Below are 23,273 nucleotides of genomic sequence, written 5' to 3'. Positions count from 1 at the left end.
GGCTCAGGACTCCAGCTTCAGCAGGCGGTCCGACACGGCCGCCGCGGTGGGCTCGAGCACCTCGTCGGCGAGCCGGCCGTCGCGCAGGAACACGACGCGGTCGGCGTAGGAGGCGGCCACCGGGTCGTGGGTCACCATCACGATGGTCTGGCCGAGGTCGCGCGCCGAGGTGCGCAGGAACCGCAGCACCTCCGCGCCGGAGCGGGAGTCGAGGTTGCCGGTGGGCTCGTCGGCGTAGACCACCTCGGGCGCGGTGAGCAGCGCCCGCGCGACCGCGACCCGCTGCTGCTGTCCGCCGGAGAGCTTCGACGGCAGGTGGCTGAGGCGGTCGCGCAGCCCGACCACGTCGACCATCTGGTCGAAGCGGGCGGCGTCCACCTTGCGGCCGGCGATCTTGGCCGGCAGCAGGATGTTCTGCTCGGCGGTGAGCATCGGCAGCAGGTTGAACGACTGGAAGATGAAGCCGATCCGGTCGCGGCGCAGCAGTGTCAGCTCCCGGTCCTTGAGCCGGGTGAGGTCGGTGCGGCCCAGGTGCACGCTGCCGCCGGTCGCGGTGTCCAGGCCGGCCAGGCAGTGCATCAGTGTCGACTTGCCGGACCCGGAGGGGCCCATGATCGCGGTGAACGCGCCGCGCGCGAACGCCACGTCGACGCCGTCGAGCGCGTGCACCGCGGAGTCGCCGCTGCCGTAGGTCCGGGTCAGGCCGCGCGCGACCACCACGGGTGGTGCGCCGATCCCCTCGGGCGCGGGTGCCGTGGCCGGCTGCTGGCTCATGGTGTCCTCCTCGGTGGCGCGGCCGGGCCGCCCGGTCCCCCGGCAAGGGGCCGGCCGCGCTGGTAGCGGTGCGGTTCAGTGCTGTCGGTCTGCGCAGCTGACGGGTGCTGCGAAGGGCGAATGCCGAAACGCTACGGTCGGGGCGCCGGCCGCGTCGTCGCCCGCCAGAGCCAAACCCGAGGCGCTCTTCGGAGGTAGTGCGACCGGTCGCGCGTCTTTTCGGCGGGGCGGCCGCACCGACTTTCGGCGGGGGTGCGCGGGCCGCCGCCGGCGTCGCGCCAGCTCGGCCCCGCCGACGATCGTCGGTGCAGGCCACTGCGCGCGCGGGGGCCGCCCGATGGCGCGGGGAGCGCGGTGCGGCGGCACCTACAATCGCGGTCATGGCCGAAATGGGGGACGACGAAGTGCGGCTGCGCGCCGCGTTCGGCAACGGACTGGTGAACGTGGCGCGGACGGTCTGGCGGCACCGCCACCGCGTCGCCGACTGGCTGGTGGCCGCCGCCGCGTTCCCCTGGACCGCGTTCTTCGGGATCGCCTCGCCGGGCGGGGTGCTCAACCCGGTGATGAACAGCGTGCTGGACTTCGGCGCGGAGGGCCCGTCCCTGCCGCCGTGGGGGATGGCCGCCTTCTTCAGCGTGTTCCTGCTGGTGATCCCCTCAGCCGTCTCGATCCTGCTGCTGTTTAGGCGGCGGACCACCCTGCCGCTCCTCGTGGTGGCCCTGGCGCTCCTCGTTCTGCTGGGCAATCCGGTTCCGGCGGGGTTCGCGCTGTACGCCCACGCCTCCTGGTACGCGGACCGCAAGGGGCTGGCGGCGTGGGCGCTCACCCTCTCGGCGGCCTTCGTCGCCGCCTATCTCACCGGCGAAGGCGGGGTCCTGGGCGCCTTCTTCATGCTGATGCTCTGCTTCGGCCTGCCGCTGGTCCTCGGACTGTGGACGGGCACCCGCCGCGAGCTCGTTGGCAACCTGCGCGAGCGCGCCCAGCGGCTGGAGCGGGAGCAGCACCTGCTCGCCGAGCGCGCCATCGGCTCCGAGCGCACCCGGATCGCCCGCGAGATGCACGACGTGGTCGCGCACCGCGTCAGCATGGTGGTGCTGCAGGCCGGCGGGCTGGAGGTGTCGGCGCCGGACGACCGCACCGCCGAGATCGCCGGACGGATCCGGACCACCGGCCGGGAGGCGCTCGCCGAACTGCGCGAGATCCTGGGTGTGCTGCGCGGCTCAGAGGACGAGGCCGGCAGCAGCGCCGGGGGCGCGGCACCGGCCGGCGCCGCTGACGGGGCCGCGCCGACTGCGCCGCAGCCCGTGGTGGCCGACGTGGAGCGCATCGTGCAGGAGTGGCGGCGCGCGGGGATGGACATCGGGTGGAGCGTGGACGGCCGGCCGCGGCGGCTGCCCGCGCAGCTGGAGCGGACCGCCTACCGGGCGGTGCAGGAGGCGCTCACCAACGCCGGCAAGTACGCGCCCGGCGCCGCGGTGCGGGCCCGCATCGACTACGGGGCCCGCGACCTGGAGGTCGTGGTGGCCAACGGGCCGCGGCCGGTCGGGCCGTCGGCCGACCCGCCGCCGGGGAGCGGGCACGGCCTGCTCGGGCTGCGTGAGCGGGTGGCGCTGGCCGACGGGCAGCTCAGCGCCGGCCCGGATTCGGACGGCGGCTGGCAGGTCCGCGTCGTGCTGCCGATCCCCGGAGCGGAGGAGCCTGCGGGAGGGGGCGCCGCGGTGCCGGCCGCGGGGCGGCCCGCCGGCAGTCCGCCGGCGCCGGAGTACCCCGCGGGCAGCGCACCCGGGGGAGTAGAGCCCGGCGGAGACCCGGCCGCGGGTTAGCCCCCGCTCGCGGAACCGTTCGGCCCTCCGCCCCGTCGGAGGAGGGCAGCTCTCCTCGCCGGCACCGTCCAGGAGTGCGGCTGCCAGGTCCGCGGCCGGGCCGCCGCGCGCACCCCGGTGCGGGTCCGCCGGCGGGGGTGCCCGGTGCCGCAGCGCAGTCTGCCGGGGCCGTAGGGTGATGGGGCTGCAGCCAGCAGCACCGCAGGGTAGGGAAAGGACGGATCCGCTGCATGATCCGCACGGTCCTGGTGGACGACGAGCAGCTGGTGCGCTCGGGCCTCACGATGATCCTGGGTTCGGCCGAGGACATCGACGTCGTCGGCGAAGGCGCCGACGGTGCGGACGCGGTCCGGCTGGCCCGGGAGGCCTCGCCTGACGTCGTCCTGTTGGACGTCCGCATGCCCGGCATGGACGGCCTGGAGGCCACCGCCAAGATCACCGCGCTGCCCGACGGTCCGCGGGTCGTCCTGCTCACCACCTTCGACCTGGACGAGTACGTGCACGCCGCGCTGCGGGCCGGCGCGGTCGGCTTCCTGCTCAAGGACACCCCGCCGCGCGACCTGGTCGCCGCGGTGCGGACCGTTTACAACGGGCACGCGATGCTCGCGCCCAGCGTCACCATGCGCATGCTGGAGCGGTTCGCCGCGCCGGTGTCGCCGACCGGGGCCGAGGCGGCCCGCCGGCTGGAAGTGCTCAGCGGGCGCGAGCGCGACGTCCTGACCGCGGTCGCGCGCGGCCGCTCCAACGCGGAGGCAGGCCGCGACCTGGGCATGCGCGAGGCCACCGTCAAGGCGCACGTCAGCAGCATCCTCGCCAAGCTCGGCATGGCCAACCGCGTCCAGGCGGCCATCCTCGCCCACGACGCCGGCTGGGTCTGACAGCGCCGGCCGGAGCCGGCGGAGGGCGGTTTCCCGCGCTGCGTGCGCGAGCGCGGGTGCCCGGGCCTGCGTGCGGTGTGACGCCCGGCCGCGCCGCGGCCCGTGCGGGCGCCGCAGGGCCATCCGGCGCCTGCGGCGCACCCCGCGAAGAGTCCCGCCGGTGCCGGCTCAGCGCCTGCGTGCGTGGGCCGGGGAGCGGCGGCCCGGAACCGCGGCCTTCGCGACCTCGGAAACGCCGGCCTCCAAGGGGCCGCGGCCGATCAGCGTCCGCCAGAGCAGGGCTGCCGCTGCGGAGCCGACCAGGTAGACCTCCGCCATGGAGGCGTCGAGGAGGCCGGGCAGGCCGCCGGTGCCCTCGGGGAGCCAGGCCTGCCAGGCCATCACCAGGGCGTGCAGGGCGTACACCGTCAGCGCCATCGCGCCCGCCGCGGTGAACGGTGCGACCGTGCGGGGGAACCGCTCCGCGCACCACAGGCAGCCCGCCAGGACCGCCATCGCGACCCCGATGCCGCCGAGCAGCTCCGGCGTCGTGGCGGTGTGCGGCATGCTCGTCAGCAGCCAGCGCGCGTCGTGGGTGGGGACCGCGTCGGCCACCTCCTCGCGCGCGCCGAGCTCGCCGAAGAGCCCGTAGCTGTACCAGGCGTGCCACGACGTCCGGTAGGCGAGGAACGCCAGCAGCACGCCGCCGAGCGCGATCTTCAGGCGCACCGCGGGGCTGCGCAGGTCGAGCCGGCCCACCGCCAGTCCGGCGAGGACCGCCGCCATGTAGGCCAGCGCCGGGTAGTAGCCGAACACCCCCAGCTCCATCAGCCCCTGCTCGGCGAGGAGGTGGCCGGGGTCGAACCGGTCCACGGCCGGGCGCAGGTGCGCCATCGTGCCGCCGATGTCGGCCGAGCGGCGCAGCAGCCAGAGCAGCTGGGGGCCGGTCAGCAGCAGCGCGGCGGCGGCTGCGGCGGCCCAGCCGGCGCTCAGCCGCAGGAACGGGATCGCCAGGAGGAAGTAGAGGCCGTAGAAGGTGATGATGACCGTGAGGTTGCTGTCGGCCGCGAGCACGGCCAGGTTCAGCCCCCAGCCGACCGCGATCAGGCAGCCGCCGCGCACCGCCGTGCGCAGTGCCGCGGTGGTGCCCGCGGCCCCGCGGTGCGGTTCGGCCCCGCCGGACACCAGCGCCAGGGAGATCCCGGCGAGGAAGGCGAAGAGGATCGTGGAGCGCCCCCACGCGTACGTCGACACCAGGCCTGCGGTCGGGCTCTCCGGGTCGAGGAACGGCACGCCGAAGTGGATGGCGAGCATCCCCGCGACGGCCAGCCAGCGGGCCAGGTCGACGCCGTGCAGGCGCCCGCGCGCAGGGGGCGTCGCAGCCGTCCGCTCCGGGCGGGGAACGGGGGCGGGCGCAGCGGGGCCGGCCGCGGGCGGGGCGGCCGCAGAAAGGTACGGCATGGGCCTTTTCGGGAGTGGGGGACGCGAGCGGGGTGGGGTCGTCCCGCCTCCACTATTAACACCCGGTTACGCAACGGCGCCAATCGGTGTGGCCACGGCCCTGCCCGGGCGGCCGCGGCGCCGGGCCCGGTACGCCCGGGCCGCGGCGGGCGCACGCGGAGGCGCCCCGCGTGCGCGACGTGAGCACCGTCACGCGCGCGCCCGCCGCGAACGGCGCCGACCGGTCTATTGTGTGGGGCGAGAGCGGCGGCCGCTGCGCCGGCCCGCTCCGCGACAGCCACGGCGGCGCGCCCGCCGCGGCGGACCCGTGACCGCTGGTCCGCTGCCGGTCCGCCCGCCCCCGCATGGAGAGGAAGGCCGTGTTGTGGCCGTGCGAACCCGCGGTCGGGGGACCGCAGCACCGGAGGCCGACACCGCGCTGCCCACCGCCGCCCCGCCGGACGGGCCGGTGCCCCGCCGGCTCCTCGCGGTAGCGACCCGGCTCTTCGCGGAGAAGGGCTTCGACCGCACCTCGGTGCAGGAGATCGTCACCGCGGCCGAGGTCACCAAGGGGGCGATGTACCACTACTTCGACTCCAAGGACGATCTTCTCGCCGAGGTCTACGCGCGCGTCCTGCGGATGCAGATGCAGCGCCTGGAGGAGATTGCGGCCGAGGGCGGACCGGTGGCGGACCGGGTGCGCCGGGCGGCGGCCGACGTGGTGGTCACCACGATCGACAACCTGGACGACGCCACGATCTTCTTCCGCTCCCTGCACCAGCTCAGCGACGCCAAGCAGCGCCAGGTCCGCGCCGAGCGCCGCCGCTACCACGAGCTCTTCCGCAGCCTGGTCACCGAGGGCCAGCGCGCGGGCGTCTTCACCGCCCGCGTGCCCGCCGACATCGTCGTCGACTTCTACTTCGGCTCCGTCCACCACCTCAGCACCTGGTACTCGGCCGACGGCCCCCTCGCCCCCTCCGCCATCGGCGCCCACTACGCCGACCTCCTCCTGCACGCGCTGGCGCCGGAGAGCTGAATACCGGGGCCCGTGCCCCCTCCGCCCGGCGCGCCGCCGCCCGGGTGCGCAGGCGGGGTGCGCCGGTACCGCCCGGCAGCCGCGCGGTACCGGGCCCTCGGGTGCAGGCGCGCCGGTTTCCGGCGGCGCTGCGCCGGCTGGGGCCGGTCACGGTCGGGCGACGAAGGGGAACGGGGGCGTTGACGTACCGAACGGTCGGTTCCAGGGTGAGTGCGATGTGATCCGAGTCACCGCGACGGTCCGGCGGCGCAGCGGAGCGCGGGCGGGCCGGCTCGACCCCCCGGAGGACGCATGTCCGAGCCCGCACCGACCGGTCCCGCCGCCGACGTCCCGCTGCGCACCCGACGCATCGTCGCGGGGGCGGCCGCGGCCACCGCGACCGTCGAGTGGTACGAGTTCTTCGTCTTCAGCGTCGCCGCCGCGCTCGTCTTCGGCACGCTCTTCTTCCCCGAGTTCAGCCCCGTCGCCGGAGTCCTCGCCTCGTTCGCGACGTTCGCCGTCGGCTTCCTCGCCCGCCCGCTCGGCGGGATCATCGGCGGGCACCTCGGCGACACCCACGGACGCAAGCCCGTCCTCGTCTGGGCGCTGGTCGTCATGGGCACCGCGACCTTCCTGATCGGCGTCCTACCGTCGTACGCCGTGCTCGGCGTCGGCGCGCCGCTGATCCTCGTGGTCCTGCGCATCGTGCAGGGCATCGCCGTCGGCATGCAGTGGGGCGGCGCCGCGCTGCTCGCCACCGAGTACGCGCCGCCCGGCCGACGCGGCCTCTACGGCAGCCTGGTCCAGATGGGCGTGCCCATCGGGCTCGTCCTGGCCTACGCGCTGTTCTTCCTGGTCAGCTTCCTCACCGGGGACGGCGCGTTCCTCGCCTGGGGCTGGCGGATCCCGTTCCTGCTCGGCGGGCTGGTGCTGGTCCTCGCCTGGCTGATCCACCGCGGTGTCGATGAGACGCCGGACTTCCGCGCGGCCGCCGAGACGGACGCGACGCGCTCCTCGCCGGTGCGCGACATCCTCCGGCACCACATGGGCACGGTGCTGCTGGCTGCGGCGTCGTTCGCGGTCAACACGGCGACCTTCTATATCCTGGTCACCGGGATCCTGGACTACGCGACCCGCGAGCTCGGGGTGGAGTTCGAGGCGATCCTCGCCGTGGCGCTGGGCCTGAGCCTGCTGCAGCTGCCGCTCATGCCGTGGGCCGCATCGGTCTCCGACCGGATCGGGCGCATCCGGGTGTACACGTTCGGCATCGCCGGGCTGTGCCTCTGGGCGGTGCCGCTGTTCCTGCTGGTCGACACCGGCGAGATCTGGATCATGGCGATCGGCATGTTCGTCGCCGGGATCTTCCTCAGCATCATGTACGCCCCGCAGGCGGCCCTGTTCGCCGAGCTGTTCGAGGCGGAGGTCCGCTACACCGGCGCCTCGCTGGGATACCAGATCGCCTCGGTGCTCGGCGGCGGACTCGCGCCGATCATCATGGTCGCACTGCTCAGCGCCACCGGAACGTCCATGGCGGTGTCGGCCTACCTGATCGTGCTGGGGCTGGCCGCCCTCGGCTCCGTCTGGCTGCTGGTCCGCGCCCGCGCCCGGCGGCAGCAGCGGGCCCTCTGAGGCGCCCTCCCGCCTGCCGTGTGCCGCGTGCCGCGCCAGGCGGCGCCCCGCCCGAGGGGATCTGGGCGGGGCGCCGCTGCTCCGGCGCGGCCGCGGTGCGGAGCGCGGCCGCGCCGGTGTCAGGGCAGGTGGACGGGTTCGGCCGGAGCGCTCTCGTGGTGCAGGCGGTCCAGGGCCGTCACGTAGTAGGTGCGGTCGCCGTCCGGCACGGGGACCGACGCCGTGCCGTCCGCGCCGGCGCGGACCGTGCCGACCAGGTTCCGCGGATCCTCCAGGCCGCACAGCTGGGTGTCCGGGTCGGGGGCGCCGTCGAAGCCGTACACCGCGTAGGACGCGGTGCCGTCTCCGCCGCCGTCGCCGCCGGCCGTGACCGCCAGTCCGCCGCCCCCGTCCGCCGCGGCTGCCGACGGCGCCTCCGGGGCGCCGCCGCCCAGGTCCTCCTTGACCGGGATGAGCGCCGGGTGGGCGTAGTGCTCCTGCTTGACGACCTCCCACGCCTCGGCGGCGTTGCCGGTCAGGCTGGACGCGGAGAAGTAGACGTCTCCGTGCACGCCCGGATGGTCCCGGTTGAAGTCCAGGTGCGCGCTGAGCTCACCGGGATCCGACCAGGCGCCCTCGTTGCCCACCTTGTAGGCGGCCTGGCCGATGTAGAGCTGCACCCCCGCGTCCGCGGCGACCTGCTCCCACCAGGGCACGAGCTTGGCGTAGTCGGCGACCGGCAGGCCGATCTCCCAGTAGACCTGCGGGTTGATGTAGTCCAGCCAGCCCTCCTGCACCCACTTGCGGGTGTCGGCGAACTGGTCGTCGTAGGACTCGCTGCCGGAGGTGTCGGAGCCGTCCGGGTCGGTGGAGGCGTTGCGCCAGATGCCGAACGGGCTCACGCCGAACTTCACGTGCGGCTTCGCGGCGTGCACCGCGGCATCCATCTCCTGCACGAGCAGGTCGACGTTGTCCCGCCGCCAGTCGCCGATGTCGGCGATGCCGCGGTTGTGCTCGGCGAAGGTGTCCTCGTCGGGCAGCTCCTCGCCCTCGACCGGATAGGGGTAGAAGTAGTCGTCGAAGTGGACGCCGTCCATGTCGTAGCGCTCCACCGCGTCCATCATCGCCTCGACGACGAACGCGCGCGCCTCGGGGATCCCGGGGTCGTAGTAGAGCTTGCCGCCGTAGGTGAAGGTCCAGTCCGGGTTCTGCCGCGCCGGGTGGTCCTCCACCAGCCGGGAGGGATCGTCGTGCATGGCGATCCGGTACGGGTTGAACCAGCCGTGGAACTCCAGGTTGCGCTCGTGCGCCTCCTCGACGGCGAAGGCGAGCGGATCGTAGCCGGGGTCGGTGCCCTGCTCTCCGGTGAGCCACTCCGACCACGGCTCGTGCGGCGAGGGCCAGAACGCGTCGGCGGTCGGCCGGACCTGCACGAACACCGCGTTGAGGCCGTCGGCCTCAGCGCGGTCGTACAGCTCGGTCAGCTCCGCCTTCTGCTCCTCCGGGGAGAGCCCGGGGGCGCTGGGCCAGTCGATGTTCTCCACCCCGGCGATCCACTCGGCGCGCATCTGCCGCTTCGGCGGCGCCTCGGGGTCGGGGGTGCACTCGCCGCCGGGTTCGGCTCCGGTGCCGCCGCGGTTCCCGGGTGCGGGGGCGGCGTGGGCGGCCGGGGCCGACAGCAGCGCGCCCGCCAGCACCGCGGCAGACGCGGCGGCGGCAGCGGGGAGCAGGGGGCGGCGGGTCCGGGCGGGGCCCGGGGGCGAGGAGCGGGGGATCGAGGCCAAGACGGCTCCTTCCAGCGGTGTCGCGAGTCACCTTAGAAGGAAACCTTCATCATTATCGGGAGAAACGCAATACTCCTACGCATCCTCGGCGCGCCCGGGCCGCCGCGGCCCGGCGGGCGGCCGCTCCCGCCCGCAGCCACCGACAAACCGGGTGGTATGTTGGCCCGCGCACCCGATCCGGCCGCCCGCGCGGCCCCCGACACCCCGTGGAGACGCCGTGGAGCACGCCGGCAGCAACCCGCCCGGACTCGACCCGGTCCGGCTCCGCGCCTACCTGGACGCCGAGCGTCCCGGGATGGTTGCCGGCGGCCTCACCGCGCGGCTCATCGCCGGCGGCCGGTCCAACCTCACCTACGAGCTGACCGACGGCCGCTCCCGCTGGGTGGTGCGCCGCCCGCCGCTCGGCCACGTGCTGCCGACCGCGCACGACATGGGCCGCGAATACACCGTGATCTCCGCGCTCGCCCCCACCGCGGTCCCGGTGCCCGCCACGCGGCTGCTGTGCCGGGACCCCGACGTCCTCGGCGCCGACTTCTACATCATGGACTTCGTCGAGGGCACCCCCTACCGCACCGCCGGCCAGCTGGCCGAGCTGGGGCCGGAGCGCACCCGCGCGGTCGTCCTCGACCTGGTCGACACGCTCGTCGCGCTGCACGGCATCGACCCGGCTGCAGTCGGGCTGGCGGACTTCGGCCGCCCCGAGGGGTTCCTGGAGCGGCAGGTCCGCCGGTGGGGCAAGCAGCTCGACGCCTCGCGCAGCCGCGACCTGCCCGGCGCCGAGGAGCTGCGCGCCGGCCTCGCCGAGCGGCTGCCCGCCTCGCCCGCGCCGGCCGTCGTGCACGGCGACTACCGGCTCGACAACGCGCTGGTGCGATCCGGAGGCGGCGGCGACCGCATCACCGCGGTGCTCGACTGGGAGATGTCGACGCTCGGCGACCCGCTCACCGACCTCGCCCTCATCGCGGTCTACAGCGGCAGCGAGCGCACCGAGCTGCCCGGCGTCGGCGACGCCGCCCGCGCCCCCGGGTTCCCGCCCGTCGACGAGCTGGTGCAGCGCTACGCCGAGGGCTCCGGCCGCGACCTGTCGTCCTTCGACTGGTACGTGGCCTTCGCCTTCTTCAAGCTCGCCGTCATCCTGGAGGGCATCCACTACCGGTTCAGCCAGGGCAAGACCGTCGGCGCCGACTTCGAGAAGATCGGCGAGGCGGTCCCGGGCCTGGTCGCCGCCGGCCGGGAGCGGCTGGCCCAGGCCGGCTGATCCAGGGAAGCGCCGCCGCGCTCGCCGGCCGGTTCCCGCTCCGGACGGCCGGCCCGGTGTGCGGATCCGCGCAGTGCCCGCGGTTCTTATACCAGCGGGTAGGTCTGTACGCTGCTGTCCGTTCCGACCTGCATCTCACCGCGCCCGCAGCGCGCATTCGGAGGTATCCAGCACATGACCCGCTCGGCACTGGTCACCGGCGGCAACCGGGGGATCGGCCTGGCCATCGCCCGCGAGCTCGCCGCCGCCGGCGACGCCGTCGCCGTCACCCACCGCTCCGGCGAGCCGCCCGAGGGGCTGTTCGGCGTCCGCTGCGACATCACCGACTCCGCCCAGGTGGACGCCGCCTTCAAAAGTGTCGAGGAGGAGCAGGGCCCGGTCGGCGTCCTCGTCGCCAACGCCGGCATCACCAAGGACCAGCTCCTCGCCCTGATGAGCGAGGAGGACTTCTCCTCGGTGCTGGACACCAACCTCACCGGCGCGTTCCGCGTCGCCAAGCGCGCCGTGCGCGGCATGATGCGCCAGCGCACCGGGCGCATCGTGCTCGTCTCCTCGGTGGTGGGCCTGCTCGGCTCCGGTGGCCAGGCCAACTACGCCGCCTCCAAGGCCGGCCTCGTCGGCTTCGGCCGGTCCCTCGCCCGCGAGCTGGGCTCCCGCAACATCACGGTCAACGTCGTCGCCCCCGGCTTCATCGACACCGACATGACGGCCCAGCTGCCCGAGGAGCGCCAGGCCGAGATCAAGAAGAACATCCCGCTGGGCCGGTACGGCTCCACCGCGGAGATCGCCGCGACCGTGCGCTTCCTGGCGAGCCCCGACGCCGCCTACATCACCGGCGCCGTCATCCCGGTCGACGGCGGCCTCGGCATGGGCCACTAGCGCACCGCCCCCAGCTCCGCAGCGCTCCGCGCGGCGGCACACCAGCTCCCCGCCGCGGTCCGCCGCCTCCCCGGGCCCGGCGCCGGCGCAGAACAGTGAGAAGGACGTTCATGGGAATCCTCGACGGCAAGCGCATCCTGGTCACCGGCGTACTCACCGACGCCTCGATCGCGTTCCACGTAGCCCGCCTCTGCCAGGAGCAGGGCGCCACCGTGGTGCTGACCGGCTTCGGCCGGCTCAGCCTGGTCAACCGCATCGCGCAGCGGCTCCCCGAGACGCCGCCGGTGCTGGAGCTCGACGTCACCGACGGCGAGCACCTGTCCACCCTCGCCGAGCGGGTCAGCGAGCACGTCGACGGCCTCGACGGCATCGTGCACGCCATCGGCTACACCCCCCAGGAGGGGCTGGGCGGCAACTTCCTGGAGACGTCCTGGGAGGACGTCGCCACCTCGATGCACACCTCCGCCTTCTCCCTGAAGTCGGTCACCACGGCGGTGCTGCCGCTGCTCAAGGGCGGCGGCTCGGTCGTCGCCCTCGACTTCGACAACAGCCTCACCTACCCGGTCTACGACTGGATGGGCGTGTCCAAGTCGGCGCTCGCCTCCACCGCCCGCTACCTGGCCCGCTACCTCGGCAGCGAGCAGGTCCGGGTCAACCTCGTCTCCGCGGGCCCGCTGCGCACCATGGCCGCGCGCAGCATCCCCGGCTTCGACGAGCTCGCCGGCAGCTGGCCCGAGCGCGCGCCGCTCGGCTGGGACGCCGCCGACCCGGAGCCGGCGGCGAAGGCCGTGGTGGCCCTGCTGTCCGACTGGTTCCCCGCCACCACCGGTGAGATGGTCCACGTCGACGGCGGGTTCCACTCCACCGGCGCCTAGGGCGCCGGAACCGCGCCCCGGCCGCGCACCTGCGCGCCCGGGGCGCACCCGTGTCCGGCGTCTCCCGCCCGGCGCGGATGGGCCCGGGCCGATCGGGAAAGGAACGCCCCCGGGGGACAGGCGGCGCCGCGGCTCCGGAAGGGCACCCGCAGCGGGGCAGCGCACCGGCCGCCGCGCCGCAACCAGTCGCAAAGGAGAGCAGGCATGGACCTCGGACTCAAGGGCGCCCGCGTCGTCGTCACCGGAGCGAGCCGCGGCATCGGGCGCGCCACCGCGCAGGTCTTCGCCGACGAGGGCGCCGACCTCGCGGTGTGCGCGCGGACGGCAGAGCCGCTGGAGCAGGCCGCCGGCGAGCTGCGCGCGGCCGGCGGGCGGGTCGCCGCCCGCGCCGTCGACGTCGCCGACCCCGGCGCGCTGCGCGGCTTCCTCGACGCCGCCGCCGACGAGCTCGGCGGCATCGACGTCCTCGTCTCGAACGTCTCCGCGGGCAGCTCAGCGCCATGGCAGACCTCCTTCGACACCGACGTGATGCCGTTCGTGCACATGACCGAGCACGCCCGCCCCCATCTGGCGGCGTCGGCGCTGGGCGGAGCCGTGGTGCTGGTGTCCACGACGTCGGCGCTGCACGTGGCGCGGCCGTCCGGCCCCAAGCCCTACGGCCCGGTGAAGGCAGCGCTCAACCACTACGCGGCCTCGCTCGCCCGGACGCTGCCGGCCGAGGGGATCCGGGTCAACACGGTCTCGCCCGGGCCGATCGAGTTCCCCGGCGGCGGCTGGGCGCGGCGCAGGGAGAGCGATCCGGAGTTCTACACCGAGATCCGGGACGCCATTCCCGCCGGGCGGCTGGGCCGGCCGGAGGAGGTCGCCCGCGCGATCGCGTTCCTGGCCAGCCCGGTGTCGGCGTTCACCAGCGGCGCCAACCTCGTGGTGGACGGCGGCTTCCTCGACCGGGTCTGAGCGCTCCCGCGGCGCAGGGGGGCGGAGCACCGGCCCCGCGCCGAGGCCCGGGCTGCGGCAGCCGGCCTGCGTTCCGCCTGCCCGGCGCCGCACCGCAGGACGGCGGCCGCGGCGCCCCCTGCGGGGAGCGCCGCGGCCGCCCGGTACCCGGCCGGTTCACCCCCCCCTTGAGGAACCGGCCGGGAGGTCAGGCGGGGGCGGACAGGCCCAGCTCCTCGGCCGCGGTGGCGCGCAGCTCGACCTTGCGGACCTTGCCGCTCACCGTCATCGGGAAGGACTCCACGACCCGCACATAGCGCGGGATCTTGTAGTGGGCGAGCTCGCCGCGGCAGAACCGGACCACGTCGTCGGCGGTGGGCGGGTCGGCCGGGTCGGCCGCGACGACGCAGGCCAGGATCTCCTCGCCGTACACCTGGTCCGGGACACCGACCACCTGTACGTCCGCGATGGCGGGGTGGGTGTAGAGGAACTCCTCGATCTCGCGCGGGTACACGTTCTCGCCGCCGCGGATGATCATGTCCTTGATCCGGCCGACGACCGCGACATAGCCGTCCTCGCGCATCACCGCGAGGTCGCCGGTGTGCATCCAGCGGCCCGCGTCGACCACCTCGGCGGTCCGCTCGCTCTCGTCGAAGTAGCCGAGCATCACCGAGTAGCCGCGGGTGCACAGCTCACCGGACTCGCCGCGGGGCAGCGTGCGGCCGCTCGCGGGGTCGACGACCTTCACCTCCAGGTGCGGCAGGACCCGGCCCACCGTGCCGGTGCGCCGCTCCAGGTCGTCGTCGACGCGGGTCATCGTGGACACCGGCGAGGTCTCCGTCATGCCGTAGCAGATCGCCACCTCGCCCATGTGCATCTCGGCGACGACCCGCTTCATGATCTCCACCGGGCACGGCGAGCCCGCCATGATTCCGGTGCGCAGGCTCGACAGGTCGTAGTCGGCGAAGTCCGCCAGCCCCAGTTCGGCGACGAACATCGTCGGCACCCCGTACAGCGAGGTGACCCGCTCCTGCTCCACGGCGGCCAGCGTCGCGGCCGGCTCGAACGACGGCGCGGGGATGACCGTGCACGCGCCGTGCGAGGTCGCCGCCAGGTTGCCCATCACCATGCCGAAGCAGTGGTAGAAGGGCACCGGCAGGCAGATCCGGTCCTGCTCGGTGTAGCTGAGCAGCTCGCCCACGAAGAAGCCGTTGTTGAGGATGTTGTGGTGCGACAGCGTCGCGCCCTTGGGGAACCCGGTCGTGCCGGACGTGTACTGGATGTTGATCGGGTCGTCGCAGGACAGCGAGGCCGACCGCGCGGCCAGCTCCTGCGGCGCCACCGAGGAGGCGCCGGCCAGCAGCCGCGTCCAGGACGGGTCGTCGAAATAGGCGATGCCGTGCAGCTCCGGGGCCGCGCCGCGGACCGCCTCCGCCATGGCGCGGTAGTCGCTGGACTTGTGGCTCAGCGCCGACACCAGCAGCGCCGCACCCGACTGGACCAGCACGTACTCCAGCTCGTGCCGCCGGTAGGCCGGGTTCACGTTGACCAGGATCGCGCCCATCTTCGCGGTCGCGTACTGCAGGATCGTCCACTCCGGCCGGTTCGGTGACCACAGCGCGACCCGGTCGCCGGCGCGCAGCCCGGCCGCCATGAGCGCGCGGGCGGTGGTGTCGACCTCGCGGCCGAACTCGGCGTAGGTCCACCGCCGCCCGGACGGGACGTCGACCAGCGCCTCCCGGCCGCCGTGCGCAGCCACGGTCCGGTCGAGGTTCTCGCCGATCGTGTCGCCGAGCAGGGGAGTGGTGGAGGGGCCGCTCGCGTAGGAGCGCGCCGGGGGTGCCGTCAAGGTGCCCTCCTCGGGTCGTGGCGCTTCATCGCGTGCGCCGGTTGTCAGACGGGCCCGGTGGCGGGCCGCTGGCGCGCGGGCCCTCGCGCGCACGCGGCCGGGCGGGGACGGGTTCGGCCGACCGCATGGCCGGGGGTGCCCGCGCCCACTAGGATCGTGACCGGTGTGAGGCACGTCTCATCACCCCCGAACGGGGGGATTCGCGATGCGGAGGGCGGCATGAGGTCCGAGGCGGCGCGCGACGACAGCGCGGAGATCCGGGCAGCCCTGCCGGTGCTGCGCCGCGGCACCGGCCTGCCGGTGGTGTTCGGCGGCGCGGTCCGCGCGTCCGGCCGGCTGCACTACAGCGAGCTCTCCGGCGCCGGGACCGACGCCATCCGCGGGCTCGTCGTGCAGCCGGGCCGCGGCCTCGGCGGCCAGGCCCTCACCTCGGCCCGTCCCGCCTGGGTGCCCGACTACCTCGCGGCCGGCGGGATCAGCCACGACTACGACGAGGCGGTCCGCGCCGAAGGGCTCAAGGCGATCGTGGCGGTGCCGGTCGTCGTGGAGGGGCAGACCCGCGGCGTCGTCCTCGGCGGGCTGCGCCGGTCGCTGGCGCTGGGCGAGCGCACCGTGGACGCGTTCGCCCGGGTGGCCGACCGGGCCGCCGGCCGGATCCGGGCGCGCGACGAGGCGCGGCGCAGCGCCCTCGACCTCGCCGACGCCCGGGACGCCGCAGCGGCCGGCGGGGCCGCCGCACCGCCCTGGGCCGAGGTCCGCGCACTCAACGCGGAACTGCGCTCCCTGGCCGGCGCCCTCGGCGACTCCGACCTGCGCGACCGCCTGCTCGACGTCTGCACCCGGATGGACGCCGCCGCGGCCCCGCCCCAGTCCGCACCCGCCCTCCCGCCCCGCGAACTCGACGTGCTCAGCTGCGTCGCCCTGGGCTGCACCAACGCCGACACCGCCTCCCGCCTCCGCCTGGGCCCCGAGACGGTGAAGTCCTACCTCCGCTCCGCCATGCGCCGCCTCGGCGTGCACACCCGTACCGAAGCCGTCGCCGAGGCCCGCCGCCGGGGCCTGCTGCCGTAGCCGCGAGCCCTGCATGCGCGCCCGGCCCGCGATATCCGCAGGCAAGGGCGGAATTCCGGCCGTTCGCGAGCGCCGCTGCGTACGATGGACTCCCCAAGAGCGGAGGGGGTGCCTTGATGTCTGCGGTGCTCGACCACGCGCACTCCTTGCTGCGCCGCTTCGATGGTGAATTCGACGGCTACAAGGTGGAGATCATCCGCGGGGACATCATGATGAGCCCGGTCCGCCCGGTGCACACCAAGACCATGGTGCGCCTCTGGCGGCAACTGGAGACGATGGTTGGTCCGGAGTGGGAGTTCATCAGTGATGTGCGGTCGCCGTTCCCCGAGTACGACAGTGAGCTCTGCCCCGACCTGGCGCTGATTCCCCGCACCGAAGCCGACCGGAACCTGCCCGAGTACCCCCCGACCTCATTGAGCTGGCCGTAGAGATCGCCTCGCCGAACAGCGTGCGCCGCGGCTCTGCGGACAAGCCCGGGTTCTACGCGTCGGCAGGCAACGGCCTGTACGCGCTCTTCGATCCCTACCGTGCCGCGGTCCGGTGGATGTGGGAACCCCGGGACGGCGTGTACACCCGTCGCGGAGAGGTGCCTTACGGGGGCGCCGTTGAACTCCCCGGCCCGCTGGGCGTGCTGGCCGTCGATACCGATGAGCTACCGGTCGACCCGGGCGGGGCAGGCCGCCGGTAGCCGCTGGAATGCGGCGCGCCCGCCTTCGCTCGGGGCGAGGGCGGGCGCGGGGTTCAGTGGCGCGGTCTCAGAAGTCGAACACGGGGCCCTTGGCGGCCTGCAGCGTGCAGGGGTTGGAGTACTCCTCGGTGAACCGGTCGGTGTCGGGGCCGGAGCCGGAGAGCTTGCGGCCGTCGGCGGTTGCGGTGACCGGGCGGTACTCCATGGTGCAGGCGCCGCCGCGACCGGCAATCGCGCCGACCGATCCCGCTTCGGCGATGGCGGCGCAGGCGTCGGCGGCGCTGGGGTGGCTGCCCCCGCTGCCGGCCGGGCTGCAGTGCAGCGTCACGGACCGCTCCGCAGAGTGCGCATCGGTCACGGTGAGGTCGTAGGCCCACACCGATCCCCGGGTCGGCTGTTCGGCCAGGGCGGCCGGGGCGAACGCCACTGCGGCTGCGGCGCCGGCCGCGAGGAGCGCACTGAGCGGGCGGAGGACACGGATCACATCGACTCCCGTCGGATCGCGGTTCCCAGCGGGGAAGGAACCCGGGTTGCTGGCAGGGAAATCGTAGCCAGGCGATCACTATCTGTATCGAAAACGCGGGAATCCGCCCCGATATGCACCGCGTGGCGCACCCGGGCCGCCCGGCCCGGGTGCGCTGGACCCACCGCCTCAGAGGGCGACGGGGTGGCGCAGGAGCGCGCCGATGCTCTCGGTGAGCAGCAGGCGGCTGCGCGGCACGAACACCACCGAGGCCCCGGTCCCGGCGGCGGCGCGCAGCACCGCGGCGTCGACCCGCTCCGGGCGCGGATCGTCGACGCCGAGGTCGCGCAGTTCCTGCTCGGTGCGGGCGATCTGCTCGGGAGCGGGGCCGATCCACACCTCGTCGTCGCGCTCTTCGAGGTCGTCCGGCCACAGCAGCGTCTCCACCGCGCCCGAGCGCAGCGCCGCGACCACCGCGGCCACCCCCTCGACCGCGTCGCTCTCCACCGAGCCGCCGGCCGGGCCGCGCCCGTGCTCGAAGCGCTCGGCGGCCTCGTCGACCCGGCGCTGCGCCGCTTCGCCGCGGAGGCGGGACACCTCGTCCTGCAGCGGAGCGTCGTCCAGGCCGGCATCCCGCGAGCCGGCTTCGACGTCGGCCGCGATGTCCTGCAGCGCCGCCGGGAGCCGGTCCCGCAGCTCGCCGCGGACCTGGACCTCGCCGGCGATGAGGACCAGTTCGGGGTCCGCCTCGCCGGCGACCTCCGCGACGTCGTCGGCGACGGACTTCATGTTGTGCTTGACGGCCTCGTCGACCGAGCGCTGGATCTGGTTGTGGTGGTATGCGCCGCCGCGCGGCTTGTGCAGCGGCCCCTCGCCCTCCCCGGTGCTGGTCCGCAGCCAGCGGCCGTCGGCGCCGACCGCGGCGATGTCGGCGCCGGACCCGTCGGCCAGCACCAGCACGGTCGGCACGTCCTCGCCCCTGCGCCGCAGGTAGGAGACGGCGTCGGGGAGCGGGCCGACTCGCGCGGAGTACTCGCGGGGCGGCGTCGCGACGGTCCGGTCCAGCAGGACCCGGCCGTCCGCGGCGACCACCGTCTGCCCGTGCGGGCCGGGCGCGCCGCGGGTGGCGCCGACCACCTCGTCGAGCGCCACCACGGTCTCCTCTCCGGCGCCCTGGTCGAGCAGGTCGGCGCGGGCCTTGCCCCACCGGATGCGGACCTCCTCGTCCGCATCGGCGGCGTCCCGGGAGACGTCGATGTGCACGGTCGCTACCGGTCCCTCGGCCGCGTAGATGTCGCGGAGAAAAGAGAGGTCCATGATGTCTGTCCTCGCAATCCGGGTGCGGGTGCGCGGCAGGCGCGAGCCGGTGTCCTCCTGGCTCAGCGGTCACTGCGGCCTCACCCGGGCCCTGCCCGGTGGCGGCGCGTCCATGCAGGTCCGTGCGCTCAGTTTGGCGAGAATACGGATCGGCGGTGCAGCCTTTGCCCGCAGCAGAGGGTGCGCGGGGATGATGGGTGGTCCGGCGCTGATCGGGTAGCGCACCCGTGAGGCACCCGATGCGAGGGGGGATGAGGACGATGACCGTCAAGCGCGGAGTCGACGGCCTGCAGGAGATCCTCGGCGGGATCCCGTTCCCGGCGGACAAGGACGCCATCGTCGCCGGGGTCCAGGACGCCGGCGGCGACCGGGAGATGCTGAGCGCGGTGCAGGCCATGCCGCCCGCCCGGTACGACGAGCCGAACGAAGTGCTCCGCTCGGTACCGCTGCAGCCCGAGGGCCAGTCGCGCACCGAGTCCGCCAAGGCCCAGCAGCAGCACGGCCACACCACGGGCGGCGCGTCGGAGAAGGACCAGCCCACCCGCCCGGTGAACCCGATCGAAGAGGAACTCGGCGAGAACCGCAAGGCCTGACCGCCGCGTGCCCGGCCGGGAAGAGCGCCGGGCGCCGCGGTGCGGACCTGCGGGCGGGCACCGCGGGTGCCGCGGGCGCCGGCGGCCGGCGCCGGGGGTGCGCCGCTGCCGCCCGGTCAGCCCTCGCGGACGACTGCGGTGAGGCGGGTGGTGCGGGGGAGTCCGGGGCGCTCGGCGACGGCGCGGGACAGTCCGGGGCCCGCGGCCTGGACGATCGACAGGTGGCGGGTGGCGCGGGTCAGCGCGGTGTAGACCTGCGGACGGGAGCCGCGGGTGTCCGGACCGAACACCGCCACCACGGCCGGCCAGCGGCCGCCGTGCGCTGCAGCGATCGTGACCGCCCAGCCCGGCCGCAGCACGGCCGGGTCGACCGCCGGCTCGGTGCCGTCGGCGAGCGCGACCCGGGGCCGGCCGTCGCCGCCCGGTTCGCGCAGCACGCCGGTGTCGCCGGCCGTGTAGCCGGGGCCGTCGCCCGCCAGCGCCACCCGGTCCCCCGGGTCGAGGCCGCCGATCGCACCGGGTCCGGGGTTGAACCGCTCCTTGCAGGCGCGGTTGAGGGCGTCGGTGCCCGCGTCGCCGCCGCGCGCCGCCGCCACGATCTGGATGTGGCCCGCCGCGATGCCGACGGCCCGCGGAATCGAGTCTCCGATCAGCTGCACCGCGCGGTGCACTGCCTCGGCGCCCGATTCGGCCGGCACCACGACGACCTCGCGGTCCGGCGCCGTGGCCGGCGCCAGATCCCCGCCGGCGACCGCCGCGGCGAGGTCGGCCAGCGGACCGCCGCCATCGGAGGGCAGCTCGGCCACCGCGACCTGACCCGACTCGGCAAGGTCGGCCGGAACCCGGCCGGGCCGGGCCGACGGCGCCTCGGCCGGGTCGGCCAGCAGCACGAGGTGCGTGCCGTCGTCGCACGCCTCGACCAGTTCCGCCGCGCGCTCCACATCCAGCGCCATCGCCGCTGCCACGACCACGATGCCGGCGCGGACGGGGGAGCCCGCGTCGAGCAGCCGCGCCAGCGGGACCGGCGCCGACAGGTCGGCCGCTGTGCCCGCCGAGTGCTCCCGCAGGCGGCTGCGCGCCGGCCGAGGCTCGGACCCGCGCCCGCCCGCCGGCCCGGTCTGGCGCTCCGGGGCGGGCGGCGGAGGGGCGGAGAGCCCGGAAAGGGACGCGGCGAACGCCCGGTCCGGCGCCGGTACCGGCGCGCCGCCGAGCAGGCGCTGCAGGTCGGCGGCTGCCTTCGCGGTGGCGTCGACATCCGAAGGCACGCGGTCCGTGCGCGGGGGCTTCGCGGGCGCAGCGCTGCCGCCCGCCGCCTCCGCGGCGGTCGCACTGCCTGAGTCCGCTGCGCTGCCGCCCGCAGCAGCGGAGGTGCGGGCCGGTCCAGCGGCTCCCTCCGCTGCATCGGAGCCGTCCGCGCCGGCGCCTTCCGGGGCGGGGCCGGGGGCGGGGTCCGGCGTTGGCGTCTCCGCGGCGCCATCGGCCGGGAGGGCGGCACCGGGGACCGCCATGGCGTCGCCCAGGACCGAGGTGAGATGGGCGGTCGCCTGCGCGGTCGGAGCCGTGACGGCGAGGCCGACGCCGCTGTCCGCCGCGGCCTGCGCGAGCACCGCGACCGTCTGGCGCACCGCGGCGGCGTGCGCGGAGCCGTGGTGGAGCACGGCCACCCCGTGCCGGAGCGCGGTGACGGCGGCCGCCGCGGTCTCCGCGGGGATCGGCGCGCCGAGCCGCGCGCCCGCCGCCGCAACGGCCTCCGCCGCGGTTGCCGGGTCCATCACCGCTTCGGCCGTGCCGAGCAGCCGGGCCGCCCCCTCGCCGAGGTCCTGCTCGGCGAGTCCGGGCCCCTCGGACGCGTAGAACCGCTCGGGCTCGGGCAGCTCGGCGGGCGGCTCGTCCTCATCGCCGGCGCCGTCCTCGGCGGGCAGCGCCTCGAAGACGAGCGCGGTGCCGTCGTCTACGGCCGCGGCGATCGCGGGGTCGGTATCGGTGATGCGCACCGCATGCAGCGCGCGGACCAGGTCGGCCTCTGCGACGGCGGTCGACCCGCTCCGCGCCGCGCGTGCCAGCACCCGCGCGACGACCGCCCGCCCGCGCCGCGGGTCGCCGGGCGTCGCCGCCTCTCCCAGGGCCTGGCGCGCGCAGTAGTCGGCCTGGTCGAGGGTGACACCGGGCAGCGCCAGCAGCCGCCACGGATCGGCGGCGAGCTGCTCGGCGGCGTCCGGGCCGAGCGCTGCGGCCAGCGGCGCCGCGAGCGTCTCCGGCGCGCCCATCCCTGCGAGCGCCGCGCGCGTGCGCTCTGCGTCCTCGGCCATGCGGTGGGTTCCTCTCGGTACTGCGCATCGGTACTGCACGCGCCGGGGCCCGGTTGCAGCGGGCGCCGGCTGGCTGGTGCCGCCCGCGGGGGAGGCGTACAGGAGTCCGACCCTAGCGCTCGCGGCCGACGCCCACCGCCCGCACCGCACGGGCTGGGGACGCACCCCGGCGCTGGGGCGGGCCTGTGCTGCCGGCCGCCGCGGCGCCGTGCGGCAGGCGGGGGCGGTGCTGCCCGGCCGGGCAGCACCCTCGGTGGAGCACCGTTCCGGGGCGATCGGACGCCGGCTTTTGCGGAGGGCCGCGGAGCCGGGCGAGGTGAGCGCGCGGCTGCGCGAGGAGCCTGGCCCGGCGGTCGGCCCCGGCGCCCGGACGCCCCGCGGGGCCGCGCCGGATGAATTCTGCGCGGCGGAACGGAAGCCGCGCGCCAAGCGCCGGTGAACTCCTGCGGACGGCTTGCGGGCGCGCCGGCGGAACCCCGGCGCGGTCCGGACCGGTGCCGCCGCGGGCGGAGGAGTCAGCGGCGGCGGGCCGAGGACGCGTCGTCCAGGGCGTCGCGGATCTCGCGGGGGAGGCGGACGTCATCGGCGGCCAGGATGTCCTCCAACTGCGCCGGGGTGCGGGGGCCGGCGGCCGCGGAGACCACGCCCGGTCGGTCGCGCACCCAGCTCAGGGCCACCGCCAGCGGGGAGACGCCGAGCCCGTCGGCCGCAGTGCACACCGACTCCACCACGCGCCGCCCGTGGTCGGTGAGGTAGGGCTCCACGTAGGACGCCATGTCCGGGCGGCCGGCCCGCGATCCTGGCGGGACCCCGTTCCGGTACTGGGCGCTGAGCACGCCGCGGCCCAGCGGGGCCCACGCGATCAGGCCCGATCCGCGGGACAGCGCCGCCGGAAGCAGGTCCCGCTCCGGTGTGCGGCGCAGCAGCGAGTACTCGGCCCCCGCCGTCAGCACCCGGGTCGCGCACCGCGCCTCCTGCCAGGCCGCATACGTCGCGAACTGCCACGCCGCCATGTTGCCGACGCCGATGTAGCGCACCTTGCCCGACGCCACCGCCGACTCCATGGCGGACAGCGTCTCGTCCGGCGGCGTCGCCGGATCGTGCACGTGCAGCTGCCACAGGTCGATGTGGTCGGTCTGCAGCCGGTGCAGCGACGCATCGAGCGACGACAGCAGGTGGCGCCGCGACGTGTCGAACGGCCGGTGGCCGTCCGTGGCGTGCCCCGCCTTGGTGGCGATGATCACATCGCTGCGCCGCACCACCCCGTTGAGCAGCCGCCCGAGGATCCGCTCGCCCTCACCGCCGTTGTAGATGTCGGCGGTGTCGATCAGCGTCCCCCCGGCATCCACGAACGTGGTGAGCAGGTCCGAGGCGTCGTCCTGCCCTGTGTCGTTGCCCCAGGTCATGGTGCCGAGGGCGACGGAGGAGACCCAAAGCCCCGACCCACCCGCCTGTCGCTGTTCCATGGCGTCGGAGGTTACCTGCTTGCGGGCTGGTGGGCGCGGACATGTCGGGAGGTTTGGGGTGGGGACCAGGGCAGCGGAGCGGCGCCGGGAGCCCCGGTCCGCCCGTCCGCCGCGGGTTCCGGTGCCGGGGGCTGTCCGCGTGCGGGCGGGCACGCGGCCCCGGCGCGGCCGCAGAGCCGGGCGGCCGGGAGGGGCCCGCCGCGGGTGCCCGGCGCGGCCGCCCGAGGGCGGTCCGGGGCGGGAGGGTAAGGAGTAAGCTGCCCAGGGC

At 75.3% G+C, this 23,273-nt stretch carries 20 protein-coding genes; 12 read left to right on the top strand and 8 right to left on the bottom strand.

What is annotated here, in order from left to right; genetic code table 11:
* Window positions 1–3: 3 nt before the first annotated feature.
* Window positions 4–774 carry an ABC transporter ATP-binding protein gene (locus ACYVGT_RS21820; RefSeq protein ID WP_460861531.1) on the bottom strand — a complete coding sequence of 257 codons (771 nt, stop codon included), beginning with the start codon at window positions 772–774 and terminating at the stop codon, window positions 4–6.
* Between the two features lie 380 nt (window positions 775–1,154).
* Here ACYVGT_RS21820 and ACYVGT_RS21815 point away from each other — a divergent pair, with 380 nt between their 5' ends.
* Both ACYVGT_RS21815 and ACYVGT_RS21810 read left to right on the top strand, forming a co-directional pair.
* On the top strand, window positions 1,155–2,597 hold the full coding sequence (locus ACYVGT_RS21815; RefSeq protein ID WP_460861529.1) for a sensor histidine kinase: 1,443 nt from the start codon (window positions 1,155–1,157) through the stop codon (window positions 2,595–2,597).
* 230 nt (window positions 2,598–2,827) lie between these two features.
* Window positions 2,828–3,475 (top strand): response regulator, encoded by a 648-nt coding sequence (locus ACYVGT_RS21810; RefSeq protein WP_460861525.1) that lies wholly within the window; start codon window positions 2,828–2,830, stop codon window positions 3,473–3,475.
* A gap of 168 nt (window positions 3,476–3,643) precedes the next feature.
* Here ACYVGT_RS21810 and ACYVGT_RS21805 read toward each other — a convergent pair whose 3' ends face one another.
* A complete protein-coding gene (locus ACYVGT_RS21805) occupies window positions 3,644–4,915 on the bottom strand; it encodes a heparan-alpha-glucosaminide N-acetyltransferase domain-containing protein (RefSeq protein WP_460861522.1) in 1,272 nt (423 codons plus the stop codon).
* A gap of 364 nt (window positions 4,916–5,279) precedes the next feature.
* Between ACYVGT_RS21805 and ACYVGT_RS21800 the strand changes: the two genes are divergently transcribed.
* Both ACYVGT_RS21800 and ACYVGT_RS21795 read left to right on the top strand, forming a co-directional pair.
* Window positions 5,280–5,930, top strand: coding sequence for a TetR/AcrR family transcriptional regulator (locus tag ACYVGT_RS21800; RefSeq protein ID WP_460861517.1), 651 nt, complete (start codon window positions 5,280–5,282; stop codon window positions 5,928–5,930).
* Window positions 5,931–6,221: 291 nt separating this feature from the next.
* Window positions 6,222–7,538: an MFS transporter gene (locus ACYVGT_RS21795; protein WP_460861513.1), complete on the top strand. Its 1,317-nt coding sequence runs from the start codon at window positions 6,222–6,224 to the stop codon at window positions 7,536–7,538.
* A gap of 119 nt (window positions 7,539–7,657) precedes the next feature.
* Here ACYVGT_RS21795 and ACYVGT_RS21790 read toward each other — a convergent pair whose 3' ends face one another.
* Window positions 7,658–9,301 carry a glycoside hydrolase family 10 protein gene (locus tag ACYVGT_RS21790; protein WP_460861509.1) on the bottom strand — a complete coding sequence of 548 codons (1,644 nt, stop codon included), beginning with the start codon at window positions 9,299–9,301 and terminating at the stop codon, window positions 7,658–7,660.
* Between the two features lie 217 nt (window positions 9,302–9,518).
* Between ACYVGT_RS21790 and ACYVGT_RS21785 the strand changes: the two genes are divergently transcribed.
* The 4 genes from ACYVGT_RS21785 to ACYVGT_RS21770 all read left to right on the top strand — a co-directional run bounded on the left by ACYVGT_RS21785 (window position 9,519) and on the right by ACYVGT_RS21770 (window position 13,270).
* A complete protein-coding gene (locus tag ACYVGT_RS21785) occupies window positions 9,519–10,559 on the top strand; it encodes a phosphotransferase family protein (protein ID WP_460861505.1) in 1,041 nt (346 codons plus the stop codon).
* 174 nt (window positions 10,560–10,733) lie between these two features.
* Window positions 10,734–11,438, top strand: coding sequence for a 3-oxoacyl-[acyl-carrier-protein] reductase (gene fabG, locus ACYVGT_RS21780; protein WP_460861503.1), 705 nt, complete (start codon window positions 10,734–10,736; stop codon window positions 11,436–11,438).
* Between the two features lie 110 nt (window positions 11,439–11,548).
* Window positions 11,549–12,313, top strand: coding sequence for an enoyl-ACP reductase FabI (fabI, locus tag ACYVGT_RS21775; RefSeq protein ID WP_460861500.1), 765 nt, complete (start codon window positions 11,549–11,551; stop codon window positions 12,311–12,313).
* Window positions 12,314–12,517: 204 nt separating this feature from the next.
* Entirely contained in the window at window positions 12,518–13,270 is a 753-nt protein-coding gene (locus tag ACYVGT_RS21770) for an SDR family NAD(P)-dependent oxidoreductase (protein ID WP_460861498.1), read from the top strand.
* 187 nt (window positions 13,271–13,457) lie between these two features.
* On the opposite strand, the gene ACYVGT_RS21765 is transcribed toward ACYVGT_RS21770, so the two are convergent.
* Window positions 13,458–15,098, bottom strand: a complete 1,641-nt coding sequence (locus tag ACYVGT_RS21765) for an AMP-binding protein (RefSeq protein WP_460861495.1) — start codon at window positions 15,096–15,098, stop codon at window positions 13,458–13,460.
* A gap of 219 nt (window positions 15,099–15,317) precedes the next feature.
* On the opposite strand from ACYVGT_RS21765, the gene ACYVGT_RS21760 reads away from it, so the two are divergent.
* The 3 genes from ACYVGT_RS21760 (at window position 15,318) to ACYVGT_RS21750 (ending at window position 16,857) form a co-directional block, all read left to right on the top strand.
* The gene (locus ACYVGT_RS21760) at window positions 15,318–16,169 is read left to right on the top strand and encodes a helix-turn-helix transcriptional regulator (RefSeq protein WP_460861491.1); all 852 of its coding nucleotides are present in this window, start codon (window positions 15,318–15,320) and stop codon (window positions 16,167–16,169) included.
* A gap of 116 nt (window positions 16,170–16,285) precedes the next feature.
* Window positions 16,286–16,597, top strand: a complete 312-nt coding sequence (locus tag ACYVGT_RS21755) for a Uma2 family endonuclease (RefSeq protein ID WP_460861490.1) — start codon at window positions 16,286–16,288, stop codon at window positions 16,595–16,597.
* 20 nt (window positions 16,598–16,617) lie between these two features.
* On the top strand, window positions 16,618–16,857 hold the full coding sequence (locus tag ACYVGT_RS21750; protein ID WP_460861488.1) for a hypothetical protein: 240 nt from the start codon (window positions 16,618–16,620) through the stop codon (window positions 16,855–16,857).
* Between the two features lie 67 nt (window positions 16,858–16,924).
* Here ACYVGT_RS21750 and ACYVGT_RS21745 read toward each other — a convergent pair whose 3' ends face one another.
* Both ACYVGT_RS21745 and ACYVGT_RS21740 read right to left on the bottom strand, forming a co-directional pair.
* Window positions 16,925–17,341: an SSI family serine proteinase inhibitor gene (locus ACYVGT_RS21745; RefSeq protein WP_460861487.1), complete on the bottom strand. Its 417-nt coding sequence runs from the start codon at window positions 17,339–17,341 to the stop codon at window positions 16,925–16,927.
* A 168-nt stretch (window positions 17,342–17,509) separates the two neighbouring features.
* Window positions 17,510–18,637, bottom strand: a complete 1,128-nt coding sequence (locus ACYVGT_RS21740) for a baeRF2 domain-containing protein (RefSeq protein ID WP_460861485.1) — start codon at window positions 18,635–18,637, stop codon at window positions 17,510–17,512.
* Between the two features lie 260 nt (window positions 18,638–18,897).
* Here ACYVGT_RS21740 and ACYVGT_RS21735 point away from each other — a divergent pair, with 260 nt between their 5' ends.
* The gene (locus ACYVGT_RS21735) at window positions 18,898–19,230 is read left to right on the top strand and encodes a DUF2795 domain-containing protein (protein ID WP_460861483.1); all 333 of its coding nucleotides are present in this window, start codon (window positions 18,898–18,900) and stop codon (window positions 19,228–19,230) included.
* A 116-nt stretch (window positions 19,231–19,346) separates the two neighbouring features.
* Here the strand turns inward: ACYVGT_RS21735 and ACYVGT_RS21730 are convergent, their stop codons facing one another.
* Together ACYVGT_RS21730 and ACYVGT_RS21725 are read right to left on the bottom strand one after the other, a co-directional pair.
* On the bottom strand, window positions 19,347–21,539 hold the full coding sequence (locus tag ACYVGT_RS21730; protein WP_460861481.1) for a helix-hairpin-helix domain-containing protein: 2,193 nt from the start codon (window positions 21,537–21,539) through the stop codon (window positions 19,347–19,349).
* 515 nt (window positions 21,540–22,054) lie between these two features.
* Window positions 22,055–23,005 (bottom strand): aldo/keto reductase, encoded by a 951-nt coding sequence (locus ACYVGT_RS21725; RefSeq protein ID WP_460861479.1) that lies wholly within the window; start codon window positions 23,003–23,005, stop codon window positions 22,055–22,057.
* Window positions 23,006–23,273: the final 268 nt, after the last annotated feature.

Source organism: Nocardiopsis coralliicola, from assembly GCF_054779695.1.
The sequence above is the reverse complement of the archived record's forward strand: the minus strand, read 5'-3'. Positions and strand labels throughout refer to the sequence as shown.